21 protein-coding genes are annotated in these 24,874 nt (G+C 61.8%); 18 read left to right on the forward strand and 3 right to left on the reverse strand.

Features of this window, described 5'->3' with window-relative positions; genetic code table 11:
* The first annotated feature begins 123 nt into the window (after positions 1 to 123).
* The 5 genes from AB3G35_RS00445 to AB3G35_RS00465 all read left to right on the forward strand — a co-directional run bounded on the left by AB3G35_RS00445 (position 124) and on the right by AB3G35_RS00465 (position 6,647).
* A complete protein-coding gene (locus AB3G35_RS00445) occupies positions 124 to 1,500 on the forward strand; it encodes a PepSY-associated TM helix domain-containing protein (RefSeq protein ID WP_369782214.1) in 1,377 nt (458 codons plus the stop codon).
* A 165-nt stretch (positions 1,501 to 1,665) separates the two neighbouring features.
* Positions 1,666 to 3,792, forward strand: coding sequence for a TonB-dependent receptor (locus AB3G35_RS00450; RefSeq protein WP_369782215.1), 2,127 nt, complete (start codon positions 1,666 to 1,668; stop codon positions 3,790 to 3,792).
* 112 nt (positions 3,793 to 3,904) lie between these two features.
* Complete coding sequence (locus tag AB3G35_RS00455) at positions 3,905 to 4,693, forward strand: ABC transporter ATP-binding protein (RefSeq protein ID WP_134050968.1); 789 nt, start codon at positions 3,905 to 3,907, stop codon at positions 4,691 to 4,693.
* Positions 4,690 to 5,640, forward strand: coding sequence for an ABC transporter substrate-binding protein (locus AB3G35_RS00460; RefSeq protein ID WP_106115424.1), 951 nt, complete (start codon positions 4,690 to 4,692; stop codon positions 5,638 to 5,640). The genes AB3G35_RS00455 and AB3G35_RS00460 overlap by 4 nt, the downstream gene beginning before the upstream one ends.
* Positions 5,637 to 6,647 carry an iron ABC transporter permease gene (locus AB3G35_RS00465; protein ID WP_016783363.1) on the forward strand — a complete coding sequence of 337 codons (1,011 nt, stop codon included), beginning with the start codon at positions 5,637 to 5,639 and terminating at the stop codon, positions 6,645 to 6,647. Before AB3G35_RS00460 ends, AB3G35_RS00465 begins: the two co-directional genes overlap by 4 nt.
* 26 nt (positions 6,648 to 6,673) lie before the next feature.
* Here AB3G35_RS00465 and AB3G35_RS00470 read toward each other — a convergent pair whose 3' ends face one another.
* Positions 6,674 to 10,093 (reverse strand): hypothetical protein, encoded by a 3,420-nt coding sequence (locus tag AB3G35_RS00470; protein ID WP_369782216.1) that lies wholly within the window; start codon positions 10,091 to 10,093, stop codon positions 6,674 to 6,676.
* Positions 10,094 to 10,393: 300 nt separating this feature from the next.
* On the opposite strand from AB3G35_RS00470, the gene urtA reads away from it, so the two are divergent.
* The 12 genes from urtA (at position 10,394) to AB3G35_RS00530 (ending at position 21,912) form a co-directional block, all read left to right on the forward strand.
* Positions 10,394 to 11,659 carry an urea ABC transporter substrate-binding protein gene (gene urtA, locus AB3G35_RS00475; protein WP_016783361.1) on the forward strand — a complete coding sequence of 422 codons (1,266 nt, stop codon included), beginning with the start codon at positions 10,394 to 10,396 and terminating at the stop codon, positions 11,657 to 11,659.
* A gap of 149 nt (positions 11,660 to 11,808) precedes the next feature.
* Entirely contained in the window at positions 11,809 to 13,311 is a 1,503-nt protein-coding gene (gene urtB / locus AB3G35_RS00480; protein WP_369782217.1) for an urea ABC transporter permease subunit UrtB, read from the forward strand.
* Positions 13,311 to 14,390, forward strand: a complete 1,080-nt coding sequence (gene urtC / locus AB3G35_RS00485) for an urea ABC transporter permease subunit UrtC (RefSeq protein ID WP_016783359.1) — start codon at positions 13,311 to 13,313, stop codon at positions 14,388 to 14,390. Before urtB ends, urtC begins: the two co-directional genes overlap by 1 nt.
* On the forward strand, positions 14,387 to 15,235 hold the full coding sequence (gene urtD, locus AB3G35_RS00490; RefSeq protein ID WP_086799003.1) for an urea ABC transporter ATP-binding protein UrtD: 849 nt from the start codon (positions 14,387 to 14,389) through the stop codon (positions 15,233 to 15,235). The genes urtC and urtD overlap by 4 nt, the downstream gene beginning before the upstream one ends.
* A 181-nt stretch (positions 15,236 to 15,416) precedes the next feature.
* Positions 15,417 to 16,115, forward strand: a complete 699-nt coding sequence (gene urtE / locus AB3G35_RS00495; protein ID WP_016783357.1) for an urea ABC transporter ATP-binding subunit UrtE — start codon at positions 15,417 to 15,419, stop codon at positions 16,113 to 16,115.
* Between the two features lie 32 nt (positions 16,116 to 16,147).
* A complete protein-coding gene (locus tag AB3G35_RS00500) occupies positions 16,148 to 16,987 on the forward strand; it encodes an urease accessory protein UreD (RefSeq protein WP_324708466.1) in 840 nt (279 codons plus the stop codon).
* Positions 16,988 to 17,155: 168 nt separating this feature from the next.
* The gene (ureA, locus tag AB3G35_RS00505) at positions 17,156 to 17,458 is read left to right on the forward strand and encodes an urease subunit gamma (protein ID WP_086799007.1); all 303 of its coding nucleotides are present in this window, start codon (positions 17,156 to 17,158) and stop codon (positions 17,456 to 17,458) included.
* Between the two features lie 8 nt (positions 17,459 to 17,466).
* On the forward strand, positions 17,467 to 18,000 hold the full coding sequence (locus AB3G35_RS00510) for an N-acetyltransferase family protein (RefSeq protein ID WP_369782218.1): 534 nt from the start codon (positions 17,467 to 17,469) through the stop codon (positions 17,998 to 18,000).
* Entirely contained in the window at positions 17,997 to 18,530 is a 534-nt protein-coding gene (locus AB3G35_RS00515; RefSeq protein ID WP_016783353.1) for a GNAT family N-acetyltransferase, read from the forward strand. Before AB3G35_RS00510 ends, AB3G35_RS00515 begins: the two co-directional genes overlap by 4 nt.
* Entirely contained in the window at positions 18,527 to 18,835 is a 309-nt protein-coding gene (locus tag AB3G35_RS00520; RefSeq protein WP_369782219.1) for an urease subunit beta, read from the forward strand. The genes AB3G35_RS00515 and AB3G35_RS00520 overlap by 4 nt, the downstream gene beginning before the upstream one ends.
* A 136-nt stretch (positions 18,836 to 18,971) precedes the next feature.
* Positions 18,972 to 20,672, forward strand: coding sequence for an urease subunit alpha (gene ureC, locus AB3G35_RS00525; RefSeq protein WP_369782220.1), 1,701 nt, complete (start codon positions 18,972 to 18,974; stop codon positions 20,670 to 20,672).
* Between the two features lie 106 nt (positions 20,673 to 20,778).
* Positions 20,779 to 21,912: a sensor histidine kinase KdpD gene (locus AB3G35_RS00530; protein ID WP_169869383.1), complete on the forward strand. Its 1,134-nt coding sequence runs from the start codon at positions 20,779 to 20,781 to the stop codon at positions 21,910 to 21,912.
* A gap of 127 nt (positions 21,913 to 22,039) precedes the next feature.
* On the opposite strand, the gene AB3G35_RS00535 is transcribed toward AB3G35_RS00530, so the two are convergent.
* Positions 22,040 to 22,345, reverse strand: a complete 306-nt coding sequence (locus AB3G35_RS00535) for a chaperone modulator CbpM (protein ID WP_016783349.1) — start codon at positions 22,343 to 22,345, stop codon at positions 22,040 to 22,042.
* A gap of 2 nt (positions 22,346 to 22,347) precedes the next feature.
* The gene (cbpA, locus tag AB3G35_RS00540; RefSeq protein WP_016783348.1) at positions 22,348 to 23,259 is read right to left on the reverse strand and encodes a curved DNA-binding protein; all 912 of its coding nucleotides are present in this window, start codon (positions 23,257 to 23,259) and stop codon (positions 22,348 to 22,350) included.
* A gap of 291 nt (positions 23,260 to 23,550) precedes the next feature.
* On the opposite strand from cbpA, the gene AB3G35_RS00545 reads away from it, so the two are divergent.
* Positions 23,551 to 24,816: an Hsp70 family protein gene (locus AB3G35_RS00545; protein ID WP_016783347.1), complete on the forward strand. Its 1,266-nt coding sequence runs from the start codon at positions 23,551 to 23,553 to the stop codon at positions 24,814 to 24,816.
* Positions 24,817 to 24,874 lie beyond the last annotated feature (58 nt).

Genomic DNA, 24,874 nt, shown 5'->3' on the forward strand with positions numbered 1-24,874 from the left:
GGGCTTGCTCGCGATTGCATCAGCGCGCTCGGCCAGACAGACCGAGCTGCCTGCATCGCGAGCAAGCCCGCTCCCACTCAAAACAACAAACACTAAACCTTGCTACCTTGCGGAGCCGCTCACATGAGCCGACCAACACCGTCTTTCTACAACCTGGCCTGGCGCTGGCATTTCTACGCCGGGCTGTTTGTCGCCCCATTCATGATCCTGCTGGCCCTGACCGGGATCATCTACCTGTTCAAGCCCCAGCTCGACCCCCTGCTCTACGACCACCTGCTCACCGTCACCCCGGCCCATCACGGCCTCAGCGCCGACGAGCAACTCAGCCGCGTGCAAACCGCTTACCCCCAGGGCCATATCAGCCAGTACCTGCCGCCGATCAACCGCGAACGCAGCGGCCAGTTCGTGATCAATAACGCCGGGCACGAGCTAAATGTGTTTATCAACCCCTACACCGGCCAGGTGCTGGGTGAGCAGGATGCCAAGCTCAACCTGCAAGCCGTAGCCCGTGCCCTGCACGGCGAGCTGATGATCGGCACCCTCGGTGACCGGCTGGTGGAACTGGCCGCCGGCTGGGGCGTGGTGCTGGTGGTGTCCGGCCTGTTCCTGTGGTGGCCGCGCGGGCAGTCGGCGGCCGGTATCTTATGGCCGCGCCTGAACCGGCGCGGGCGTGTGCTGTGGCGTGACCTTCACGTTGTCACCGGGTTCTGGGGCGCGGCCTTGCTGCTGTTTATGCTGATCAGCGGCATGACCTGGACCGGTTTTTGGGGCAAGCAATACGCCGACCTGTGGAACCGCTTCCCGGTGGCCATGTGGAACGACGTGCCCAAGTCCGATATCGAGGCCCGCAGCCTCAACAACGCCACCCGCCAGACCGTACCCTGGGCAATGGAAAACACACCGATGCCGGTCTCCGGCGCCCACGCCGAACATATGGCCCACGCCGCCCACAGTTCAGGCCCCGCAGCCCCCGGCATCACCCTGCAAGCCGTGGTCGACACCGCCACCGCGCGCCAGGTCGAACCCGGCTACAGCATCACCCTGCCGACCACCGCCAGCGGCGTGTTTACCATAGCCGTGTTCGCCGACGACCCGCGCAATGACGCCACCCTGCATGTCGATCAATACACCGGCACGGTGCTGGCCGACGTGCGCTGGCAGCATTACGGCAACGTCGCCCGCGCCACTGAAATGGGCGTGATGCTGCACGAAGGCAAACTGTTCGGCCCACTCAACCAGATCGTGATGCTGCTGGTGTGCCTGATGATCCTGCTCAGTTCCGTAAGCGGCCTGGTGATCTGGTGGAAGCGTCGCCCGCAAGGTGGTTTGGGGGTACCGCCGCTGCGTCACGACCTGCCGACCTGGAAAACCGGCGTTGCCATCATGCTCGCCCTGGCCATCGCGTTCCCGCTGGTGGGCGCCTCGTTGATCGCCGTGTGGGGGCTCGACCGGTTACTGCTGATGATCCGCAAACTGCGGCCACATGAGCGCCTCTCATAATCAGCATTAGGCATCCGAGAGGCGCATTCTAGAGCCTTGGCTATAATGGCACGCCAGTAACACGCCCGAAATTAATGTTACTGTATAACAAAACAAGTTAAGCTCCATCACCCGCCGCCAGGAGGCAGCGGGGACACCCTCTGAAATAAGCGACTCACTGCCCCGATGAACAAGTACTTTTTGTCCAGCCTCTGCCTGCTGGCGCTGAACAGCGCCCAGGCCGATGACACCGCCCCGTCCCTCATGCTGCCGGCCGCGAGCATCACCGCCCCTGAAGTCGAAATCGAAAGCATCGACCTCAAGACCGCCACCAGCGCCGGCTCACGCCTGAACCTCAACAGCCTGGAAACCCCGGCCAGCGTTGAAAGCCTGACCGGTGCGCAAATCCGCGCCCGGGGCGACCGCAGCGTGCAGGACGCCGTGACCCGCACCACTGGCATCAGCAATACCGGCACGCCGGGCAACGGTGGCTCGGCCTACTCGGCCCGGGGCTTCGTCGGTGAAGGTTCGGTGATGCAGCTTTATGACGGCGTGCGCATGTACAGCGGCGCGGGCACCGTGACTTTCCCGGTGGACGACTGGTCGGTGGAGCGCATCGACGTACTGCGCGGCCCGGCCTCGGTACTGTATGGCGAAGGCGCCACCGGCGCGGTGATCAACGTGATCCCGAAAAAGCCTTTTACCGGCGCCATCGAAAACCACCTGCGGGTGGGCTACGGCTCCTACGATACCCGCCAGCAGGCGCTGGACAGCGGCGGTTCGCTGACCGACACCCTGAGCTACCGCTTGAACATCAACCACGTCCAGAGCAACGGCTGGATCGACCACGGCGACTCCGAAAACACCTTTGTCAGCGCTGCCCTGCGCTGGCAGGCCAGCGACGACCTGGCGTTCACCCTCAGCCACGACTACGGCGACCAGCAGCCGCAAAACGACTTCGGCGTGCCGCTGATCAATGGCCGGTATCACGAAAGCCTGCGCGACAAGAACTACAACGTGCGTGATGCAAAACTGCATTACAACGACCAGTGGACGCGCCTCAATACTGAATGGCAGATCAACGACGACCTCAGTGCCAACAACGAGCTGTATTACCTCAAGGCCCAGCGCCGCTGGCAGAACGCCGAAAACCACGCCTGGAGTGAAAGCCAGCAGACCTTGCTGCGCAGCGGCTACTACAGCATCAAGCACGAACAGGAACAGGTCGGCGACCGCCAGACCTTCACCCTCAACCACGACCTGTTCGGCCTCAAAAGCAAAACCCTGGTGGGTGCAGACTACAACCGTATCCACTTCAATCTGCACAGCAACTCGCCCTACACCGATGTGAACACCGGCGGTCAGCCCATCGACTTGTACCACCCGGATCGTGGCGAATTCGAAAGCCAGTCGCCGTACCGCGACCAATACACCACCACCACGCAACAGGTTTCACTGTTCGCAGAAAACCGCACCGAGCTGAGCGATCAACTGTCGCTGGTGACCGGCGTGCGCCGCGATATCGTGCATCTGGACCGCGATGACTTTGCCGCCAATGGCGACGCTACCCGTAGCGACCGCAGCCTGTCGGCCAACAGCTGGAAAGTCGGGCTGGTCTACGAGCTGACCCCGGACATGTCGATTTATGCCCAGCAAGCCACCAGCGTGGATGGCGTGGGCGGCTTGATCAGCCTGAGCGAGAAGCAGCAAAACTTCGAGCTGGCCCATGCACGGCAGACCGAAATCGGCTTCAAGCAGATGTTCTGGGACCAGCGCGGCGAGTGGACCCTGGCGGCGTATCACATCGTCAAAAAAGACCTGCTGACCTCCGACCCGAATATCCCGGGCAATTCGCTGCAAGTGGGCGAGCAGTCTTCCAGCGGCCTGGAAGCCAGCCTCGACCTGCAACTGCCGCAACGCTGGGCGTTACAGGCCAACGCCTCGGTGGTGCGTGCGCAGTACGACAAATTCGACGACGAAGGCGTCTCGCGCAAAGGCAACCGCCCCACCGACGTACCGCGTCGCACCGCCAACCTGTGGTTGAGCAAGGCCATCACCGATGATGTAAGTGCCGGTGCCGGCGTGCGCTATGTTGACTCGCGATATGCCGACATGGCCAACAACGTCGAACTGCCGAGCTACACCGTGGTCGACGCCACTGTGAGCTGGAAAGCGTTGCCCAAAACCACCCTGGGTTTGCGTTTGAACAATTTGTTCGACCGCCAGTACGCCGTAACCCAATACAATGGCGGCCAGCAATGGATCATGGGCGAACCGCGTTCGTTTTTCGTGACTGCCGATTACACCTTCTAACCCTGTGGGAGCGGGCTTGCTCGCGATGCAGGCGGCGCGGTCTGTCAGGCAGACTGCGGCGATGTCATCGCGAGCAAGCCCGCTCCCACACACTGGAAATGCACCGGATTTTATGACCCGCCTCACCCTCAATCAACTCGCCTGGACCCCTCTGGGTCACGGCCATTGCCATCACCAGTTCCAGCTGCGTGATGCCAACCTGCATGTCGCGGCGGGTGAGTTTGTGGGGCTGATCGGCCCCAACGGCAGCGGCAAGACCAGCCTGCTGCGTTGTGCCTACCGCTTCAGCAAGCCCGAGGCCGGCCAGGTTCACCTGGGGCCGCACAACCTCTGGCAGCAATCACCCCGCTGGTGCGCGCAACGCATCGCTGTGGTGTTGCAAGAATTCCCCGACACCTTCGGCCTGACCGTGGACGAAGTGGTCGCCATGGGTCGCACGCCGCACAAGGGCCTGTTCGACGGCGACACCGACGCCGATCGCCAGCTGGTCAAAAACGCCCTCGCTTCCGTCGGCCTGCAGGGCTTTGAAGACCACGCCTTCGCCAACCTCTCGGGGGGTGAAAAACAACGGGTGATCCTGGCCCGCGCCCTGACCCAGCAGCCCGAACTGCTGATCCTCGACGAGCCCACCAACCACCTCGATCCGCGTTATCAGCTGGAGTTGCTGCAACTGGTCAAGCGCCTGAATATCGGCACCCTGGCCAGCATCCACGACCTCAACCTGGCTGCCGCCTTTTGCGACCGCCTGTATGTGATCGACCACGGCAAGATCATCGCCAGCGGCACGCCCCGCGAAGTGCTGACCGTCGAATTGCTACGCGATGTGTTTGGTGTGGCAGCCCTGATCGACGACCATCCGCTGTCCGGCTACCCACGCATTACCTGGATAACCCAAGCATGAACCTGATCCGTTTTGCCCTCGGCCTGTGCGCCGTGCTCGCCTCGCCCCTGGCCTTTGCCGAGAGCACTCATTACCCGTTGACCGTGCAGAGCTGCAACCGCGCCGTGACCTTCAATGAAGCGCCAAAACACGCGGTCAGCCATGACATCAACATGACCCAGATGATGCTCGCCATGGGGCTCAAACCACATATGGCCGGCTACAGCGGAATCAGCGGCTGGAAGGCTGTCACCCCGCAAATGAAGGTCATCCTGGAGGGCCTGCCGGAGCTGGCAAGCAAGTACCCGTCGGTGGAAACCCTGCTCAACGCCAATGTCGACTTCTTCTTCGCCGGCTGGGATTACGGCATGCGCGTGGGCGGTGACCTCACACCCCAAACCCTGACGCCGCTGGGCATCAATGTGTATGAGCTGACCGAGTCCTGCGCATTTGTCATGAAACGCCCGCCCGCCAGCATGGAAGACACCTACAACGACCTGCGCAACCTGGGCAAAATCTTCGACGTGCAGGACCGCGCCAATGCGCTGATCGCACAAATGCAGGCAAAAATTGCCGACGTACAAAAGACCCTGCCCGCTGCCAAACCCCGTGTATTCCTGTACGACAGCGGCGAAGATCGGGCCATGACCTCGGGCAAGCTGGGCATCCCCCACGCCCTGATCGAAGCTGCCGGCGGCAACGACATCCTCAGCGATATCGACGCCAGCTGGACCCGTATCAACTGGGAAACCGTGGTCGAGCGCAACCCCGAAGTGATCGTGATCGTCGACTACAGCGAAGTAAGCGCCGAGCAAAAACAGCGCTTCCTGGAGAACAACCCGGCGCTGCAATCGGTAGACGCGATCCGCAACCAGCGCTTTATCGTTATCCCTTATGTGCAGGCCACGCCGGGTATCGACAACGTGCTCGCCATCGAAACCCTGGCCAAAGGCTTTCACCCACAATGATCGCCCGCCGCTATGCCCTGTTGCTGATTGCCCTTGGCGCGCTGCTGCTGGTGTCGTGCGTGGTTTCGCTGGGTTTTGGCCCGGCGCGGGTGCCGGTGGACGTGGTGTGGCAGATTTTGCTGAACAAGCTGTTTGGCATCGGTGACAAGAACTGGAGCGCCGGGCAAGAGCACATCGTGTGGCTGATCCGCGTGCCGCGCATGCTGCTCGGCGCATTGGTGGGCGCCGGGCTGGCCCTGATCGGCGCGGTGTTGCAGGCGGTAACCCGCAACCCCCTGGCAGACCCGCACCTGCTGGGCGTGACCAGCGGCGCCACCCTGGGCGCAGTGATTGTGGTGCTGCATGTGGGTGAAATCGTCGGCCTGTTGACCTTGCCCATCGCCGCCTTTATCGGTGCACTGCTGAGCATGATCCTGGTGCTGGCCATCGCCAGCCGCCACGGTCGCCTCGACAGTGACCGCCTGCTGTTATGCGGGGTTGCCGTGTCATTTGTGATGATGGCGGTGGCCAATACCCTGCTGTTTCTGGGCGACCACCGTGCCAGCTCTGCAGTGCTGTTCTGGATGCTCGGCGGCCTGGGGCTGGCACGCTGGGAACTGCTGGCCATCCCCAGCGCCAGCGTGCTGCTGGGGCTGGTGTTGCTGCTGGGCATGGCCCGCCCGTTAAACGCCCTGATGGCCGGCGAACAGACCGCCGTAACCTTGGGTTTGAATGCACGCAACGTGCGCTTGCGGGTGTTTCTGATCGCCTCACTGATGACCGGCGTGCTGGTGGCCATCAGCGGCTCGATCGGCTTTGTCGGCCTGATGATCCCGCACATTGCCCGGCGCCTGGTGGGGGCCGAGCACCGGCGCCTGCTGCCGGTCTCGGCCTTGCTGGGCAGTGTGTTCCTGGTGTGGGTCGACGTGGCGGCGCGCACCCTGATCGCCCCCGAAGACCTGCCCATCGGCGTGGCCACGGCGGCAATCGGCGGGTTGTTCTTTATCGGCCTGATGCGCAAGCGCTGACCCTGGCGGGCACAGTTATGGGTCGGCTAAAGCTCGTCCCTGTCCCGCGTTGCAGGTGAAGGTGCCCACGGCAATACCGGCATCCGCGTAACGGGCTGCTGGTTTTTCCAGTCAGGCGTCACCCACCCGGTGCGTGGCCAGTTACTGCTGGTATGCACCACCACCAGCTCACCGGCCTTGAGCAACCTGGCAGTGTGCTGGCTTTCGTTGTCGAGCCCGCTGTCGATCCATTGCCGGTTCAAACGCCGCACTTCGTCGTAGTCGGCCCCGCCCAGGGCCTGGCACAACACACCCAGCTCCCGGCTCGAGCCGCGCACATATTTGAGCAACGCACCGTCATTGCCACTCAGGTAGGCAATGTTCATCGTAAAGCCCAAACCGACAAGGCCCTTGGTGACATAGCAGATGTCCATTGGCCAGAAGCTATGGTCGATCCATTGGCCAATGCGCGAGCGAACCAGAATCGGGGGCTCGGGGCGATGGGCAAAACACAGGCCCCACGGTGTGCTCTGGGGCGCCAGCACGGGCTGAGGCCGCATGCGGCCGCTGCTGTGCTCAAGGTCGGGGTTTATCAGCACCTGCTCCTGGGCCGTGGCGTAAACCCCATTGGTCAGCGGTTCCTGAACCACAAAACGGCCGTAATAGTCGCGACGGAAAATCACCCCCAGGGTCTCGGCCACATGCGGCCGGGCCAGCCGGCGATGGAAATACAGCGCCGCATCGTCGATATGCACGAACTCCGGCCCCAGGGCTACCACGTTGGGCAAAGGCGCCACGGGCTGCGCATCAAAGGCATCCGGCCGCCATTGTTCAGTCACCCGCCCCAGGGTTGCCCAGTTGCTGCTCTTGAGCACCACCTCCAGTTGGCCAATGCCAGCAATATGCCGCACATATTCGGTGGGGCTGATCTTGCCGTTGAGCAACCCGGTCAGCATCGAGCTCTGAGACGAAAACGGCCCCTCCAGATCCAGCAGCTTGCCCAGGCTCAAGGTGCGATAGCTCAACAGGGCGCCGTCGCGGGTCGAGATAAACAGTGGCGGATACACCGACGTTCCCGGTATCTGGTCGCGCACCGTACTCATCAGCACCGCACTTTGGGACAGGTCTACAGGGGCGATAAAGTCAGCGTAGACGGAACCGGGCACCTGATCTTTCGCCACACTGGGCGCGGCGATATACACCGCGTGGAAGCTGAACCCCCGGGGCAGGCTGTACCCCAGCAGGCCAAAGGGATGAGGAAAAATACGCCCCAGTTGCATGCCCAGGCGCCCGGCAACAACCGGGTGGGTGACGACAAATTCATCACGGTCGGTTTTTTTCAGAATGACCCCGAACTGACGGTATTTACGCTCGCCCATCCGCTCGTGGGCATAACGCATGGCGTCCTGGGCCTGGGCAAAAATCGGGCTCAATGGCGGCTGCACCTTGACCTCGTAAATTCCGGCGCGTACTTCGCAGGGTTTCCACTTGGGCGTCACTTGCCCCGGGTTGCCCCACAGTGCGCTGCCCACCACCACATGAAGACCGCAGGCCTTGCTGATCCGGGCGACATACTCGCTAGGCATCAGGGCATTGGCGCGCAGCTGCATTTGCAGGGTATTTTTGCGCACCTGTTCGGGGTGCTCGGCCGGGGGTGCCAGGCTGGCCATAAACGTCAACTCGTCCGCCGTACCTTGAGGTGTGAGCTTGAGCAACGCGCCATCCTGGGTCGAGAGGTAGCGCGAAGCAATTTCGACCCGGTCCTGAATGGCCATGTACAGCTCGTGGGGCTCAAACACATTGCGGATCAACTGTTCCTCGCTAGCCGGGCGCCACAGTTGCAGCGGCTGCACCCGATGGCTCTGATACGCCGCGACCACGCTGGCCCCGGGCGGTGCCAGATTCGTCATCTCAGGAGGGATAACCCGCTGCGGATGAAAGATCTCGGTGTGAACGGCCAGCGGTTCGGTGGCGAAAAACCTGTGGTTCAGGTCCTGGTAGATCAGCCCGCCATAGACCGCATCGACACGCCCGGCGATCAATTCATGGGCATGGCGGGCCGCATCGTCGGCGGTGATAAACGTCGGACCCAGGTTGCGCCGCACAAACCCCCGATACGGCTGCCAATCTGTTTGCACCCGCCCAACCTGGCTCCACAGTTCACTGCTATGCACCACACTCAACTCACCGCAGTGGGCCACCCGATGAATAAACGACAGCGTCGGCTCAACATCGGCCAGCAAGTTGCGGATCAGCTCCATGCCCCCGCCTTCGGCTTCGGACAACTTGGCAAACAGGGTCTTTTCATCGGCCGAGTAACGGGACACATACTTGAGCATCGCGCCATCACGGGTCGCGATAAACAGGGGTAAAGCCTGGCGTTGCGCTGGTCTGCCCAGCAGTTGGGCGACCACGATACCGTTCTCCAGGGATTGCGGGTGCAGGAAGTTCTTGTACAGCGAGGCCTGCTCGGCCGGGATCAGCGTGGGGTCTCGGTATTCGCCATCACAGCCATACAAGGCATGCAGCTGATAGCCCGGCAGCAGCACCGGCACCCCTTCCCGGGACTTGAGAAAAACCCGGTTCAGGGAGAAATCCATGTGCGTGGTGATCGGTTCGGACACCACGAACTCGTCGCGTTCGTTGTGCCTGAGGATCACCCCGTAATGCTCGTCGGGCGTCTGATCAGTACGGCTGCGCACGTATTGCAGGGCCAGCGCCTCAGTGCTCACAATCGGGCCGAAGGCCGGGCGCTGGATAATCACGCGCTCGATATCCAGCAGGCTCTGGGGCGTCCAGGGGGTAAATGAGCCATCCAGCGCACCGACCTTTTTGTCCCAGCACTCACTGGACTGGATCACGCTGAGCGTGCCGAGCTTTATCAGGATCAGCGCAGCCTTGCGCGGGGAGTCGATCGTCTCCACCGAGCGCTCCCTGGCGTTGCCCAGCAACTGGGTGAAGTGCTTTTCCTCATCCGAGCCACTGCACTCGTATTTAATCAGCGAACCATTGAGCCCCGACAAATAGCTGACCGCCACAAATGGCTGCATAAGCATCATGGTGTAGATATCGATCGGCGAGAACAGGTTGACCCGGGCAAACAGGCTTTCGCTCGGCCAGCCTTCGTACAGGGTCTGGACCTGCTCATAGATATCGGCATGGGAGTGATAAAAGGCAACGCAGGTGTAGCCCGGCGGGTGCTTGAACGTGCCTGACTGATTGGTCGACATGACCCGCTCGGGCCTGAACAGCGCGCCATGCCCCGTCACCGGGCGCGTGGCAAAAAACTGCTCCAGATTGTTTTTCAATATTGCCCCGCCGTATTGCACATCACGGTGATCGCCAATCAACTCATGGGCAAAGCGCGCCGCATCGTCCGCGCTCAAAAACGCCGGGCTCAGGGTGGGCAATTCAATGAACACATTGGGCTGGGCCCAGCCTTGCAGGGTGGCTTGTGGCTGTTGCATGGGCGTGATCTCGTTCGGTTAAAAGGAATGGCGGGTACATGGCCTGCCTGCATCCTTGCCCGGATCCCCCTGCCTGCTGCGGTATTTAAATATTTCCTGTTTAAAGGTGCCCGGCACCACGGCGGAGCGCGCAACGCACCTTGCTGGCATCTGCAGCCCCAAACTGGGGCATCAAAACGCCAGATTTTCGCGCAAAGCCACGACACAGAGCGGTTGCGCAGTCTCGGCACAGCCCTTGCAAAAGCCCCGGTACCGTTCGTATCTGCCCCTGATAAACATCATGTTCCCGGAGATCGCACCATGAAGCGTCGTAGCTTGCTCAAGGCTTTCACCCTCTCTGCCTCCATTGCCGCCATGGGTATGACCTGGACGGTACAAGCCGCCGAGACCATCAAGGTGGGGATTCTGCATTCGCTGTCCGGGACCATGGCCATTTCCGAAACCTCGCTCAAAGACATGGCGCTGATGACCATCGACGAGATCAATGCCAAGGGCGGCGTCAACGGCAAGATGCTTGAAGCGGTGGTCGTGGACCCGGCCTCCAACTGGCCACTGTTTGCCGAAAAAGGCCGGCAGTTGCTGACCCAGGACAAGGTCGCCGTGGTGTTCGGCTGCTGGACCTCGGTGTCGCGCAAGTCGGTATTGCCCGTGTTTGAAGAACTCAACGGCTTGCTGTTCTACCCGGTGCAATACGAAGGCGAAGAGATGTCGCCCAACGTTTTCTATACCGGCGCCGCACCGAACCAGCAGGCGATCCCGGCGGTGGAGTACCTGATGAGCGAAGATGGCGGCAGCGCCAAACGCTTTGTGCTGCTGGGCACTGATTACGTGTACCCGCGCACCACCAACAAGATCCTGCGGGCGTTCCTGCATTCCAAGGGTGTCGCCGACAAGGACATCGAAGAGGTCTACACCCCGTTTGGTCACAGCGATTACCAGACCATCGTGGCCAATATCAAAAAGTTCTCGGCCGGTGGCAAGACCGCGGTGATTTCCACGGTCAACGGCGACTCCAACGTGCCCTTCTATAAAGAGCTGGCCAACCAGGGCCTGAAAGCGACCGACGTGCCGGTCATCGCATTCTCGGTGGGTGAGGAAGAACTGCGCGGCATCGACACCAAACCGCTGGTGGGCAACCTGGCGGCGTGGAACTACTTCCAGTCGGTGGAAAACCCGGTCAACGCCAAATTCGTCGCCGACTGGAAGGCCTACGCCAAGGCCCACAACCTGCCGGGCGCTGACAAGGCCGTGACCAACGACCCGATGGAGGCCACCTATGTGGGCATTCACATGTGGGCCCAGGCGGCGGAAAAAGCCAAGTCCACCGATGTCGACAAGGTGCGCGAAGCGCTGGCTGGCCAGACCTTTGCCGCACCGTCGGGCTACACCCTGACGATGGACAAGACCAACCACCACCTGCACAAGCCGGTGATGATCGGCGAGATCCAGCCCGACGGGCAGTTCAGCGTGGTGTGGCAGACCGAAGGGCCGATCCGCGCCCAGCCGTGGAGCCCTTATATCCCGGGTAACGACAAGAAGCCCGATTACGCGGTGAAGAGTAACTAAAGCCTGACGCATCATTGTGCTTTTGTGGGAGCGGGCTTGCTCGCGATTCAGGCAACACGGTTTCACTGAAAGACCGCGTTGCCTGAATCGCGAGCAAGCACGCTCCCACAGGTGTGTTGAATTGCTTCTATCTGTGCAAGGCCATGATTATGCCCACTGCCCTTTACCGTCTTATCCTCAGTTGCCTGCTGTTGCTGCCATTGGCCGTCTTCGCCGATGACGCCAGCGACTTCGCAGCAGCCAACAATTCCGCACAGGCCCAACTGCTGGAAAGCTGGGCGGCCCAACCGGTTCCCGCCCGCGTAGAGCTGATCAACAGCCTGCAACAGGGCCAGGTCACAGTAGACGGTCAGGTTAAAACCCTGCGCCTGAACAACCGCCTGCGCGGCCTGATTGACACGGCACTGGCCAGCCATCAGTTGCTCGCCAGCGATCCCAAACTGCGTTTAAGCGCCGCGCAGCAACTGCAAAAATCCGCCAAACCGGCACAACTCCACTTCCTCGACCGACAACTGGCCGGCGAAACCGACAGCGATGTACACAGCGCCCTGAGCCTGGCGCTGGCCAATCTGCAACTGGTCGACCCCGACCCGGCCGTGCGTTTGGCAGCCGTGCGCCTGCTGGGTGAAACCGGCGAGCCGCTGGCCCGTACCCGTCTCGAAAACCTGCTGCAACTGGGCGCAGAAGCCGATGCTGGGGTGCGCACCGCCGCCGAAACCAGCCTGGTGCAAGTCAAACGCAAACTGCTGATCGGCGATTTGCTGGGGCAGGCGTTCAGTGGTTTGTCCCTGGGTTCGATCCTGCTGCTGGCGGCCCTGGGGCTGGCCATTACCTTCGGCCTGCTGGGCGTCATCAATATGGCCCACGGCGAGATGCTGATGCTCGGCGCCTATTCCACCTACTGCGTGCAGTTGCTGTTCCAGCGCTTTGCCCCCGGCGCCATCGAGTTCTACCCGCTGCTGGCCCTGCCGGTAGCGTTCTTCGTCACCGCAGCCGTGGGCATGCTGCTGGAGCGCACCATCATTCGCCACCTCTACGGCCGCCCGCTGGAAACCCTGCTCGCCACCTGGGGCATCAGCCTGATCCTGATCCAGCTGGTGCGTGTGTTGTTCGGCGCGCAAAACGTCGAAGTGGCCAACCCGGCCTGGCTGTCGGGCGGCCTGCAAGTGCTGCCCAACCTGGTGCTGCCGTACAACCGCCTGGTGATCATCGTCTTCGCCCTGGCCGTGGTGGTGCTCACCTGGCTGCTGCTGAACAAGACCCGCCTGGGCCTCAACGTGCGCGCCGTTACCCAGAACCGCAACATGGCCGCCTGCTGCGGCGTGCCCACCGGGCGCGTGGACATGCTCGCCTTTGGCCTCGGCTCGGGAATTGCCGGGCTCGGCGGCGTGGCCCTGAGCCAGGTCGGCAACGTCGGCCCGGACCTGGGCCAGGGCTACATCATCGACTCGTTTCTGGTGGTGGTGCTGGGCGGCGTCGGCCAATTGGCCGGCACCGTGTATGCAGCCTTCGGCCTGGGCATTGCCAACAAGATTCTTGAACCGCAGATCGGTGCCGTACTGGGCAAAATCCTGATTCTGGGACTGATCATTCTGTTTATCCAGAAGCGTCCGCAGGGGCTCTTCGCGCTTAAAGGACGGGTGATCGACTGATGAATCAGCCTCTGATGGTCACTGCTGCACAAAAGGCCGGGCCCACTGTAACTACGCTGGCGGGTGCGTTGGTGTTGCTGGTGTTGCTGGCCCTGCCGCTGCTGTCGCTGCTGCCCGCCGACAGCCCGTTACAGGTCTCGGCCTACACTCTGACGCTGGTGGGCAAGATCCTCTGCTACGCCATTGTCGCCCTGGCGCTGGATCTGGTCTGGGGTTACGCCGGGCTACTGTCGCTCGGCCACGGCCTGTTCTTCGCCCTGGGCGGCTACGCGATGGGCATGTACCTGATGCGCCAGGCCTCGGGCGATGAACTGCCGGCCTTCATGACCTTTTTATCGTGGACTGAATTACCGTGGTACTGGGTCGGCACCGAGCATTTTTGGTGGGCCATGTGCCTGGTGGTATTGGCTCCCGGCCTGCTGGCCCTGGTGTTCGGCTTTTTCGCCTTTCGCTCGCGGATCAAGGGCGTGTATTTCTCGATCATGACCCAGGCCCTGACCTTCGCCGGGATGCTGCTGTTCTTTCGCAATGAAACCGGCTTTGGCGGCAATAACGGCTTTACCAACTTTCGCAGCATCCTGGGCTTTGGCATTACCGAACCGGGCACCCGCGCCGCGCTGTTTTTCGCCACCGTGCTGTTGTTGGTGGCCAGCCTGTTCCTTGGCTGGCGGCTGGCGCGCAGCAAGTTCGGCCGAGTGCTGACGGCGCTGCGCGACGCAGAAAACCGCCTGATGTTCTGCGGCTACGACCCGCGCGGTTTCAAGCTGTTCGTGTGGGTATTGAGCGCGGTGTTGTGCGGTCTGGCCGGGGCCTTGTATGTGCCGCAGGTGGGCATTATCAACCCGGGTGAAATGTCGCCGACCAACTCCATCGAAGCCGCCGTATGGGTCGCCCTCGGCGGGCGCGGCACCCTGATCGGGCCGTTGCTGGGCGCCGGTGTGGTCAACGGCATGAAGAGCTGGTTTACCGTGGCCTTCCCCGAATACTGGCTGTTCTTCCTGGGCGCGCTGTTTATCGTCGTGACCCTGTACCTGCCCAAAGGCGTGATTGGTCTGCTGAAAAAAAGAGGCGAACAATGAGAATCACACCGACCGCCGAATTCATGCTCGAACCCGTGCTGGACGCTGGCAGCAGTCGTGACGCCATCGGCCTGGGGCAAGCCGCCGGGCCGGGCCTGAACACCCGCCACGGCACCATCCTGACCCTGGAAGACATCAGCGTCAGCTTCGATGGCTTCAAGGCCCTGAACAACCTCAACCTGTATATCGGTGTCGGTGAACTGCGTTGCATCATCGGCCCCAATGGCGCGGGCAAGACCACCATGATGGACGTGATTACCGGCAAGACCCGGCCCAGTGAAGGCCAGGCCTGGTTTGGCGAAACCCTCGACCTGCGCCAGATGAGCGAAGTGCAGATCGCCCAGGCCGGTATCGGCCGCAAGTTCCAGAAGCCTACGGTGTTTGAAGCCCTGAGCGTGTTCGAAAACCTGGAACTGGCACAAAAGACCGACAAGTCGGTATGGGCCAGCCTGCGCGCGAAACTGAGCGGCGAGCAAAAGGACCGCATCGGTGAAGTGCTGCACACCATCCGCCTGAGCGGCTCGGCCCATCGGCCTGCGGGGCTGTTGTCCCACGGCCAGAAGCAGTTTCTGGAAATTGGCATGTTGCTGATGCAAGACCCGCAACTGCTGTTGCTCGACGAGCCGGTGGCGGGCATGACCGATGCCGAAACCGAATTCACCGCCGAGCTGTTCAAGAGCCTGGCGGGCAAGCACTCGTTGATGGTGGTGGAGCATGACATGGGCTTTGTCGGCTCGATTGCCGACCACGTCACCGTGCTGCACCAGGGCAGCGTATTGGCCGAAGGCTCGCTGGAACAGGTGCAGGCGGACGAGCGGGTGATCGAGGTTTACCTGGGTCGCTGAAGTGACGGCCTCCCATTCGTAGCAGCTGCCGAAGGCTGCGTCCGATTGCGAAGCGATCGTAAAACCTGAACACACGGTTTGACTGACCCACCGCCGTCTCTGATTTCACGACGGCTTCGCCGCCGAACGCAGCCTTCGGCAGCTGCTACGGGAGCCCGGGCTGTACACAAGGAATTCAAACATGCTTAACGTCGAAAAACTGCATCAGTACTACGGCGGCAGCCATATCCTGCGCGGCCTGTCATTCGAGGTCAAAGTCGGCGAAGTCACCTGCCTGCTGGGCCGCAATGGCGTGGGCAAGACCACGCTGCTCAAATGCCTGATGGGTTTGCTGCCAATCAAGGAAGGCAGCGTGCAGTGGGAAGGCCAGCCCATTACCACGCTCAAACCCCACCAGCGGGTACATGCCGGGATCGCCTATGTGCCCCAGGGCCGGGAGATTTTCGGGCGCCTGACGGTGGAAGAAAACCTGCTGATGGGGCTGTCGCGCTTTCCCGGCGCCGAGGCCAAAGAGGTGCCGGCATTTATCTACGAGCTGTTCCCGGTGCTGCTGCAAATGAAGCATCGGCGCGGCGGCGACTTGTCCGGCGGCCAGCAGCAACAGTTGGCCATCGGTCGCGCCCTGGCCAGTCGCCCGCGCCTGCTGATCCTCGACGAACCCACCGAAGGCATCCAGCCCTCGGTGATCAAGGAGATCGGCGCGGTGATCAAAATGCTCGCCGCCCGCGGCGATATGGCGATTTTGCTGGTGGAGCAGTTTTATGACTTTGCCGAAGAACTGGCCGACCAGTATCTGGTGATGTCCCGTGGCGAAATCGTGCAGCAGGGCCGTGGTGAAAATATGCAAACAGAAGGTGTACGCGGGCTGGTAACGATTTAATCTGCGTCTCTACTTGGTGAAAAGTCCTACATATGAACCTGCCGGCCAACACCGCATTGTTCACCCCCAGCTGGCTCGCCGAGCTGGAGCTGGGCTATGGCCGTTTCGGCGACAGCACGCGGCCGACCCTGCGCCGCCACCTCGGACCGCTGCGGGTGCAAAAGCACCTGTATGCCGAAGGCCCCGAGGTGTGCCAGCACATCATTGTCCACCCGCCGGGGGGGATTGCCGGGGGCGACCAGCTGAACATCAGCGCCAGCGTCGGCCCCGGTGCCTGGGCGCAACTGACCAGTCCTGGCGCGGCCAAGTGGTATCGCGCGGCAGGCCCGGCCTACCAGACAGTCGAATTGAACGTGGCCGCCGGCGCGACCCTGGAATGGCTGCCGCAGGAGACCATCGTGTTCAGCGCGGCCCAGGCCGAACTCACCACCCGGATTGAACTTGAAGGCGATGCCCGGCTGTTTTACTGGGACATGGTGGCGCTGGGGCGGCTGGCCAGTGGCGAACGGTTTGAGCACGGGCACTTTCAGTCGCACCTGGATATCCGCCGCGACGGCCAGTTGCTCTGGCATGAACGCCAGCGCATTGCTGGCGGCGACGGGCTGCTGGATTCGCCCATTGGCCTGGACGGCAACCCGGTGTTCGCCACACTGCTGGTGACAGGTGAGATCAGTGCCGAGCTGCTGGAGCGCTGCCGCTCGCTGGCCAACCCGGTGCGCGGGGATTTGACTCAATTACCGGGTTTACTGGTTGCACGCTGCCTGGCCGGTGAAGCCTTGCAGGCGCGCAGCTGGCTGATTGATTTATGGCGCTTGCTGCGCCCGGCATTGCTGGGGCGCGAGGCATTGGCGCCGAGAATTTGGAGTACTTGAAGAGCCCCTCACCCTAGCCCTCTCCCGGAGGGAGAGGGGACTAAAGGCAAAAGCAGATTTGCGTAGCACCACAGATCAGCTCCCTCTCCCTCTGGGAGAGGGTTGGGGTGAGGGGCTTTTGATTTTGAGCACAAACACAATTTTTAACTGCCGAACACGGACCCGACCATGGACCTGACCCCACGCGAAAAAGACAAGATGCTGATCTTCACCGCCGGCCTGCTGGCCGAGCGTCGGTTGGCCCGCGGCGTGACGCTCAACTACCCGGAAACTATCGCCTACATCTCTGCCGCGCTGCTGGAAGGGGCCCGCGATGGCCGCACAGTCGCCGAGCTAATGCACTACGGCACCACGCTGCTAACCCGCGACCAGGTGATGGAGGGCATCCCGGAAATGATCCCCGACATCCAGGTCGAAGCCACCTTCCCGGATGGCACCAAGCTGGTCACCGTCCACCAACCCATCGCCTGAGGCCGAGCATGTCTTATGTCATTCGTGATGCAGTCGCGGCGGACCTGCCGGCGATTCGCGATATCTACAACGATGCGGTGCTCAACACCCTGGCCATCTGGAACGAACAAACCGTCGACCTGGCCAACCGCCAACAGTGGTTCGACGCCCGCCAGGCCCAGGGCTACCCGATCCTGGTGATCGTCGACGAAGCCAATATCGCCCTGGGCTATGCCTCGTTCGGCGACTGGCGTCCGTTCGAGGGCTTTCGCCATACCGTCGAGCACTCGGTGTATATCCACCCCGACCAGCGCGGCAAAAAGCTTGGGCCACAGTTGCTGGCCGAGTTGATCAAACGCGCCCGGGCCTGCGGCAAACACGTGATGGTGGCCGCCATCGAAGGCGGCAACGCGGCGTCGATCCATGTGCATAAACAACTGGGTTTCGTCACCAGCGGGCGCATGCCGCAGGTGGGGATCAAGTTCGGCCGCTGGCTCGACCTGACCTTTATGCAACTGATGCTCAACCCCGGCGCCCTGCCGCCCAAGGAGCCCGCACAATGAACGCCGAGCAGGTAGTACGCGTCACGGCGCAGAGCTTTGCCCAATACCGCGATGACTTGATCGTGTTGCTGCTCGACGCAGTCGGGCACGGCGCGTCGGTGGGGTTCATGAACGATCTGGACCAGCCCCAGGCCAGCCGTTACTTCAACGAAGTTCACGCGCAACTGGAGCAAGGCAACCTACTGCTCTGGGTACTGGTGGAAGACCAGCGCGTCCTGGCCAGCGTGCAACTTGCGCTGTGCCAGAAGGCCAACGGCCTGAACCGTGCCGAAGTGCAAAAGCTGCTGGTACTCAATGAGGTACGCCGCCGCGGGCTGGGCCAGGTGCTGATCCATGCCCTGGAACAGGGCGCTCGCGAACTCAAGCGCGGCTTGCTGCACCTGGACACTGAAGCCGGCTCCCCCGCCGAGAACTTCTACAGCGCCCTGGGCTATACCCGCGTGGGCGAGCTGCCCAACTACTGCCAAAGCCCCGACGGCCATTACAGCCCGACTGCCATCTACTTCAAAACCTTGAGTGAGCCGCAATGATTCCGGGTGAATACCGTATCGAAGCAGGCGAAATCGAGCTGAATGTGGGTCGCCGCACCCTCAGCCTGAGCGTATCGAACCGAGGTGACCGGCCGATTCAGGTCGGCTCGCACTATCACTTTTTCGAAACCAACGATGCCCTGATGTTTGACCGGGGCGACAGCCGCGGCATGCGCCTGAACATCCCGGCCGGCACCGCCGTGCGCTTCGAGCCGGGCCAAACCCGCGAAGTGGAACTGGTGGAGCTGGCCGGATTGCGCCGGGTGTTCGGCTTTGCCGGGCGAGTGATGGGCGAGCTGGATTGACCTGAAACACACCATCCCCCTGTGGGAGCGGGCTTGCTCGCGATGGCATCTACGCGGTCATGCAGGCAAACCGCGCCGCCCGCATCGCGAGCAAGCCCGCTCCCACAAAATCCGAATTAATGTTCAGGAACGCACGATGAAAATCTCCCGTCAGGCTTACGCCGACATGTTCGGCCCTACCGTCGGTGACAAGGTTCGCCTGGCCGACACCGATCTGTGGATTGAGGTTGAAAAAGACTTCACCACCTACGGCGAAGAAGTGAAGTTCGGCGGTGGCAAGGTGATCCGTGACGGCATGGGCCAAAGCCAGCTGCTCGCCAGCGAAGTGGTCGACACGCTGATCACCAATGCGCTGATCATCGATCACTGGGGCATCGTCAAAGCCGATGTGGGCCTCAAGAACGGGCGCATCCATGCCATCGGCAAGGCCGGCAACCCGGATATCCAACCCAACGTCACCATCGCCATCGGCGCCAGCACCGAAGTGATCGCCGGTGAAGGCATGATCCTTACCGCCGGCGGCATCGACACCCATATCCACTTTATCTGCCCGCAGCAGATCGAAGAAGCGCTCAACAGCGGCGTAACCACCATGATCGGCGGCGGCACCGGGCCGGCCACCGGCACCAATGCCACCACCTGCACCTCCGGGCCGTGGCACATGGCGCGCATGCTCCAGGCCGCCGATTCGTTCCCGATGAACATGGGCTTTACCGGCAAGGGTAACGCCAGCCTGCCGCAGCCGCTGATCGAGCAGGTTGAAGCCGGGGCCATCGGCCTCAAGCTGCACGAGGACTGGGGCACCACCCCGGCATCCATCGACAACTGCCTGACGGTCGCTGACCGCTATGACGTACAAGTGGCGATCCACAGCGACACCCTGAACGAGTCGGGCTTTGTCGAAACCACCCTCGCCGCCTTCAAGGGCCGCACCATCCACACCTATCACACCGAAGGTGCCGGTGGCGGGCATGCGCCGGACATCATCAAGGCCTGCGGCCTGACCAACGTGCTGCCCAGCTCCACCAACCCGACCCGTCCCTTTACCCGCAACACCATCGACGAACACCTCGACATGCTGATGGTCTGCCATCACCTCGACCCGAGCATCGCCGAGGACGTGGCCTTCGCCGAAAGCCGCATCCGCCGCGAGACTATCGCTGCCGAAGACATCCTCCATGACCTCGGTGCGTTCTCCATGATCAGCTCCGACAGCCAGGCCATGGGCCGCGTCGGCGAAGTGATCACACGCACCTGGCAAACTGCCGACAAAATGAAAAAACAGCGCGGCCCGCTGCTCGAAGATGCACCTGGCAACGACAACTTCCGCGCCAAGCGCTATATCGCCAAATACACCATCAACCCCGCGATCACCCACGGCGTAAGCCATGAAGTAGGGTCGGTGGAAGTGGGCAAGTGGGCTGACCTGGTGCTGTGGCGCCCGGCGTTCTTCGGCGTCAAACCGACGCTGATCATCAAGGGCGGGGCTATTGCGTCGAGCCTGATGGGCGATGCCAACGCCTCGATCCCCACCCCGCAACCGGTTCACTATCGCCCGATGTTCGCCAGCTACGGCGGCTCGCGCCATGCCACCTGCCTGACCTTTATCAGCCAGGCCGCCTTTGACGCAGGCGTGCCCGCAGCGCTGGGTTTGCAAAAGCAAATTGCGGTGGTCAAGGGCTGCCGGGATGTACAGAAAAAGGACCTGATCCACAACGGCTACCTGCCTGAAATCGAGGTCGACCCGCAGACCTATCAGGTCAAGGCCGACGGCGTGTTGCTGTGGTGTGAACCGGCCGACGTGCTGCCGATGGCACAGCGCTACTTTCTGTTCTGACAGCCCGTATTTGCAGGGGATTGGCGGTTGTATTGAAAATACGGAATTGACGTTAAGATGCGTCACTTTTCATTACAACCGCTCTTGCAGCAAGGTATGTGGGGCCATGGGCCTATCTGAATTCATCGTGCTCAATATTGACCGTATCGTCGATGAATGGGAGCAGTTTGCCGAGACCATCACCCCGGCTGCCGAGACCATGAACAGCGTGGCGCTGCGCGACCATGCCAGGGAAATCCTGCTGGCTGCCTCGCGGGACATGAACACCGCCCAAACCGCCAGCGAGCAGCAGGCCAAGGCTGAGGGCGAAGGCCCCGAAACCAGCCCGGCCCTGGACGAAGCCGCCGCCAGCCACGGCGAGTTGCGGCACACGGTGGGCTTTGACCTGGTGCAGATGACTTCGGAATTCCGCCATCTGCGCGCCTGCGTGATCCGCTTGTGGGTCGCCAGCATCGACGCGCCCGCCCTGTCGCATATGCAGGACATGATCCGCTTCAACGAAGCCATCGATCAGGCACTGGCCGAATCCACGGCGGCCTATGCCGAACAGGTCAACCGCTCGCGGGACATCTTCCTTGCCATCCTCGGCCACGACCTGCGTGCACCGTTGCAGGCGGTGAGCATGTCCAGCGAAATGCTTGAACGCAAAACCCGCCTCGATCCTGTGGCGCAGCCTTATCTGCTGGCGATCAAGAATGGCGCGCGGCACATGGGCGCGATGGTCAATGATTTGCTGGAGTTCGTGCGCAGCCGCCTGGGCACCAGCCTGCCGATCGAGCCGCGGGCGATGGACCTGGGCCAGGCCTGCCAGGCGGCGCTGGACGAAGCCTGCGCCGGGCAACCGGATTGCGCCCCGACGCTGCAGGTCGAGGGTGATGTGCAAGGGCACTGGGACCCGCGCCGGCTGGGGCAACTGCTGCAAAACCTGATCGGCAACGCCCTGCAGCACGGGGCGCGCCGGGGCAAGGTGACCTTGCACCTGAGCGGGGACAGCGAAGCCGTGACCTTGCGCGTGCACAACGTCGGCATGCCCATCGCCGAGGATGCCATCGGCACCCTGTTCGACCCGCTGGTGCGCAGCCCCAGCGAAGACCTGAGCCAGCCGGGTACGTCGACCAGCCTGGGCCTGGGGCTGTTTATCATCAAGGAAGTGGTGGACGCGCACGGGGGCCGCATCGACGTGACCTCGACCGAAGCCGAGGGCACGACGTTTACGGTGGTGTTGCCCAAAAACGCCTGAGCCATCTGCAAACGTTCTCTGTGGGAGCGGGCTTGCTCGCGATTCAGTCGCCGCGGTTCAACAGGAACACCGCGCCGATACCATCGCAGGCAAGCCAGCTCCCACAAAGCCTGTGGGCAGGCTTCAGCTATTGCGCCACAAACCGCCCCAGTTGCTGCTTCAATCGCTGGTTCTCGGCGCGCAATTGCTGCACTTCTTCGAGCAGATCCAGCGCCAGCGCCACGCCTTCCCATTCCATCTGCAGATCGTCACGCAGCTTGGCCGCACGCCTGGCGATAACCAGTTCGTAGTCTTCAAAACGCCACACGTCAGGCGTGCGGCCCTGAGGTTCGATAATTCCGTGTTCGACAATCTCTATCACGTAAGTGGCCGGGATATTGGCCTCTTCGCAGAACCTTTCCATGTCCAGCTGAACGATCAGGGTGCTGCTCATGATCAGTTACTCCATTGGGCTCTCGGGTCAAATGCCGCTTTGTCGGCGAGTTCTTGCCACAGGGCTTTGGTGGCTTCGTCGCCATGGGTCGGCATGACCACTTTCAATTGGGCATACAAATCACCACGCTGGCCTTTCTTGTCGACCAGGCCGTGGCCCTTGATACGCATGCGCTGACCGCTCTGGCTGTCAGGGCGAATGGTCATCATCACCTTGCTGGTCAGGGTCGGGATCGCCACCTTGGTACCCAACGCAGCTTCCCACGGTGCCAGCGGCACGGTGATGACCAGGTCGTGACCTTCCACGTCGAACTTCGGATGCGGCGCAAAGCGGATGATCAGGTACAGATCACCATTGGCCCCGCCACCCACGCCCGGACCACCCTGGCCCTTGAGGCGGATACGCTCGCCGTCGGTCACACCGGCCGGGATCTTCACGTTCAAGGTCTTGCTGACGCCACCGATCTGGAAGCTGATCGGCTTCGACTCGCCCGACAGGGTTTCTTCAAGAAAAATCGGCAATTCCATTTCTACATCCTGCCCGCGACGGCCCGCACTGCGGCCTGATTGCCCACCAAAGCCACCACCGCGCGAACCGAAGATCGAGCTGAAGAAGTCCGAGAAATCGCCCGAATCCTCGAAGCCACCACTGGAATGACCCTGCCACCCCGGCGGGCCCTGGAACGGCTGGCCATGCTGGCCATATTTACGAATTTCATCGTATTCGGCGCGTTTATCGGCACTTTTCAGTGCTTCATACGCTTCGTTGACGTCCTTGAACTTAGCCTCGGCGTCCTTTTCCTTGCTTACATCCGGGTGATATTTGCGCGCCAGCTTGCGATAGGCGGTCTTGATCGCCTTGTCGTCAGCCGTGGGCTCGACACCCAGGATCTTGTAATAGTCTTTGAAGTCCATGTAAGGATCACCATCCGTTATCAATATGGCGCTGCTGCGACCAGCCAGAATGCTCCGGTTGGCCAGCCTGTCGTTTGACCGATCTCAAGAACAGCGCTGCAAAAGTTTATCGGCAGCCTACGGGCTTCACACAATCGCCTGCCAACTACCAAGCCAATGACTGGAAGTTTGGGGATCAAGGATAGTCTTTCAAGTGGATTAAAACCTGCGATTTAACGATTAGTCGTGCTTCGATTCTGTGGCGGTCTGGCATACACTGCGCGGCCGTTTTTTAACCGGAACACGAAAGACATGAAAAGCGCCTCTCCAGCACGTGCCTGCGGTATCGACTTCGGCACGTCCAACTCCACCGTCGGCTGGCTGCGTCCAGGCGTGGAAACCCTCATTGCGCTGGAGGACGACAAGATCACCCTGCCCTCGGTGGTGTTCTTCAATATGGAAGAACGCCGCCCGGTGTACGGCCGTCTGGCGCTACATGAGTACCTGGAAGGCTACGAAGGCCGCCTGATGCGCTCGCTCAAGAGCCTGCTGGGCTCCAAGCTGATCAAACACGACACCAGCGTTCTGGGCACGGCGATGCCGTTCAAGGACCTGCTGGGGCTGTTTATCGCCCAGCTGAAAAAGCGCGCCGAAGCGACCGCCGGTCGTGAATTCGAAGAAGTGGTACTGGGCCGCCCGGTGTTTTTCGTCGACGACGATCCCCTGGCCGACCAGGAAGCCGAAAACACCCTGACCGACGTGGCACGCGCCATCGGTTTCAAGGAAGTGTCCTTCCAGTACGAACCGATCGCGGCGGCATTCGACTACGAGTCCACCATCGAGCGCGAAGAACTGGTGCTGATTGTCGATATCGGCGGTGGTACTTCCGACTTCTCGCTGGTACGCCTGTCGCCCGAGCGCCGTGGCCTGGACAACCGCCAGGACGACATCCTCGCCACCGGTGGCGTGCACGTGGGCGGTACCGATTTCGACAAACAGCTGAGCCTGCAAGGCGTAATGCCATTGTTCGGCTACGGCAGCCGCATGAAAAGCGGTGCCTACATGCCCACCAGCCATCACATGAACCTGGCGACCTGGCACACCATCAACTCGGTGTACTCGCAAAAATCCCAGCTGTCGCTGGGCAGCATGCGCTACGACATCGAAGACACCGGCGGTATCGACCGTCTGTTCAAGTTGATCGAACAGCGCGCAGGGCATTGGCTGGCGATGGAAATCGAGCAGACCAAAATCGAACTGACCCACAACGACAGCCGCCATGTGCCGCTGGACCGGGTGGAAGCGGGCCTGAGCGTAGACCTGAGCCGGGCAATGTTTGAAGAGTCCATCGACAACCAGCTGGAACGCATCCGCAACAGCGTGACGCAATTGCTGGGCAATGCCGGCGTGGGTGTCGAGCAGGTGGACACGGTGTTCTTCACCGGTGGTTCGAGCGGGATTCCGGCCTTGCGCCAGAGCGTCGCGGCCATGCTGCCCAATGCCCAGCATGTCGAAGGCAATATCTTCGGTAGCATCGGCAGCGGTTTGGCGATTGAGGCTAAAAAGCGTTACGGCTGACACCTAACCCCTGTAGCCGCTGCCGCAGGCTGCGATGGGCTGCGTAGCAGCCCCGCTG

This window comes from Pseudomonas sp. WC2401 (genome assembly GCF_041200115.1).
Lineage (GTDB): Bacteria > Pseudomonadota > Gammaproteobacteria > Pseudomonadales > Pseudomonadaceae > Aquipseudomonas > Aquipseudomonas fragi.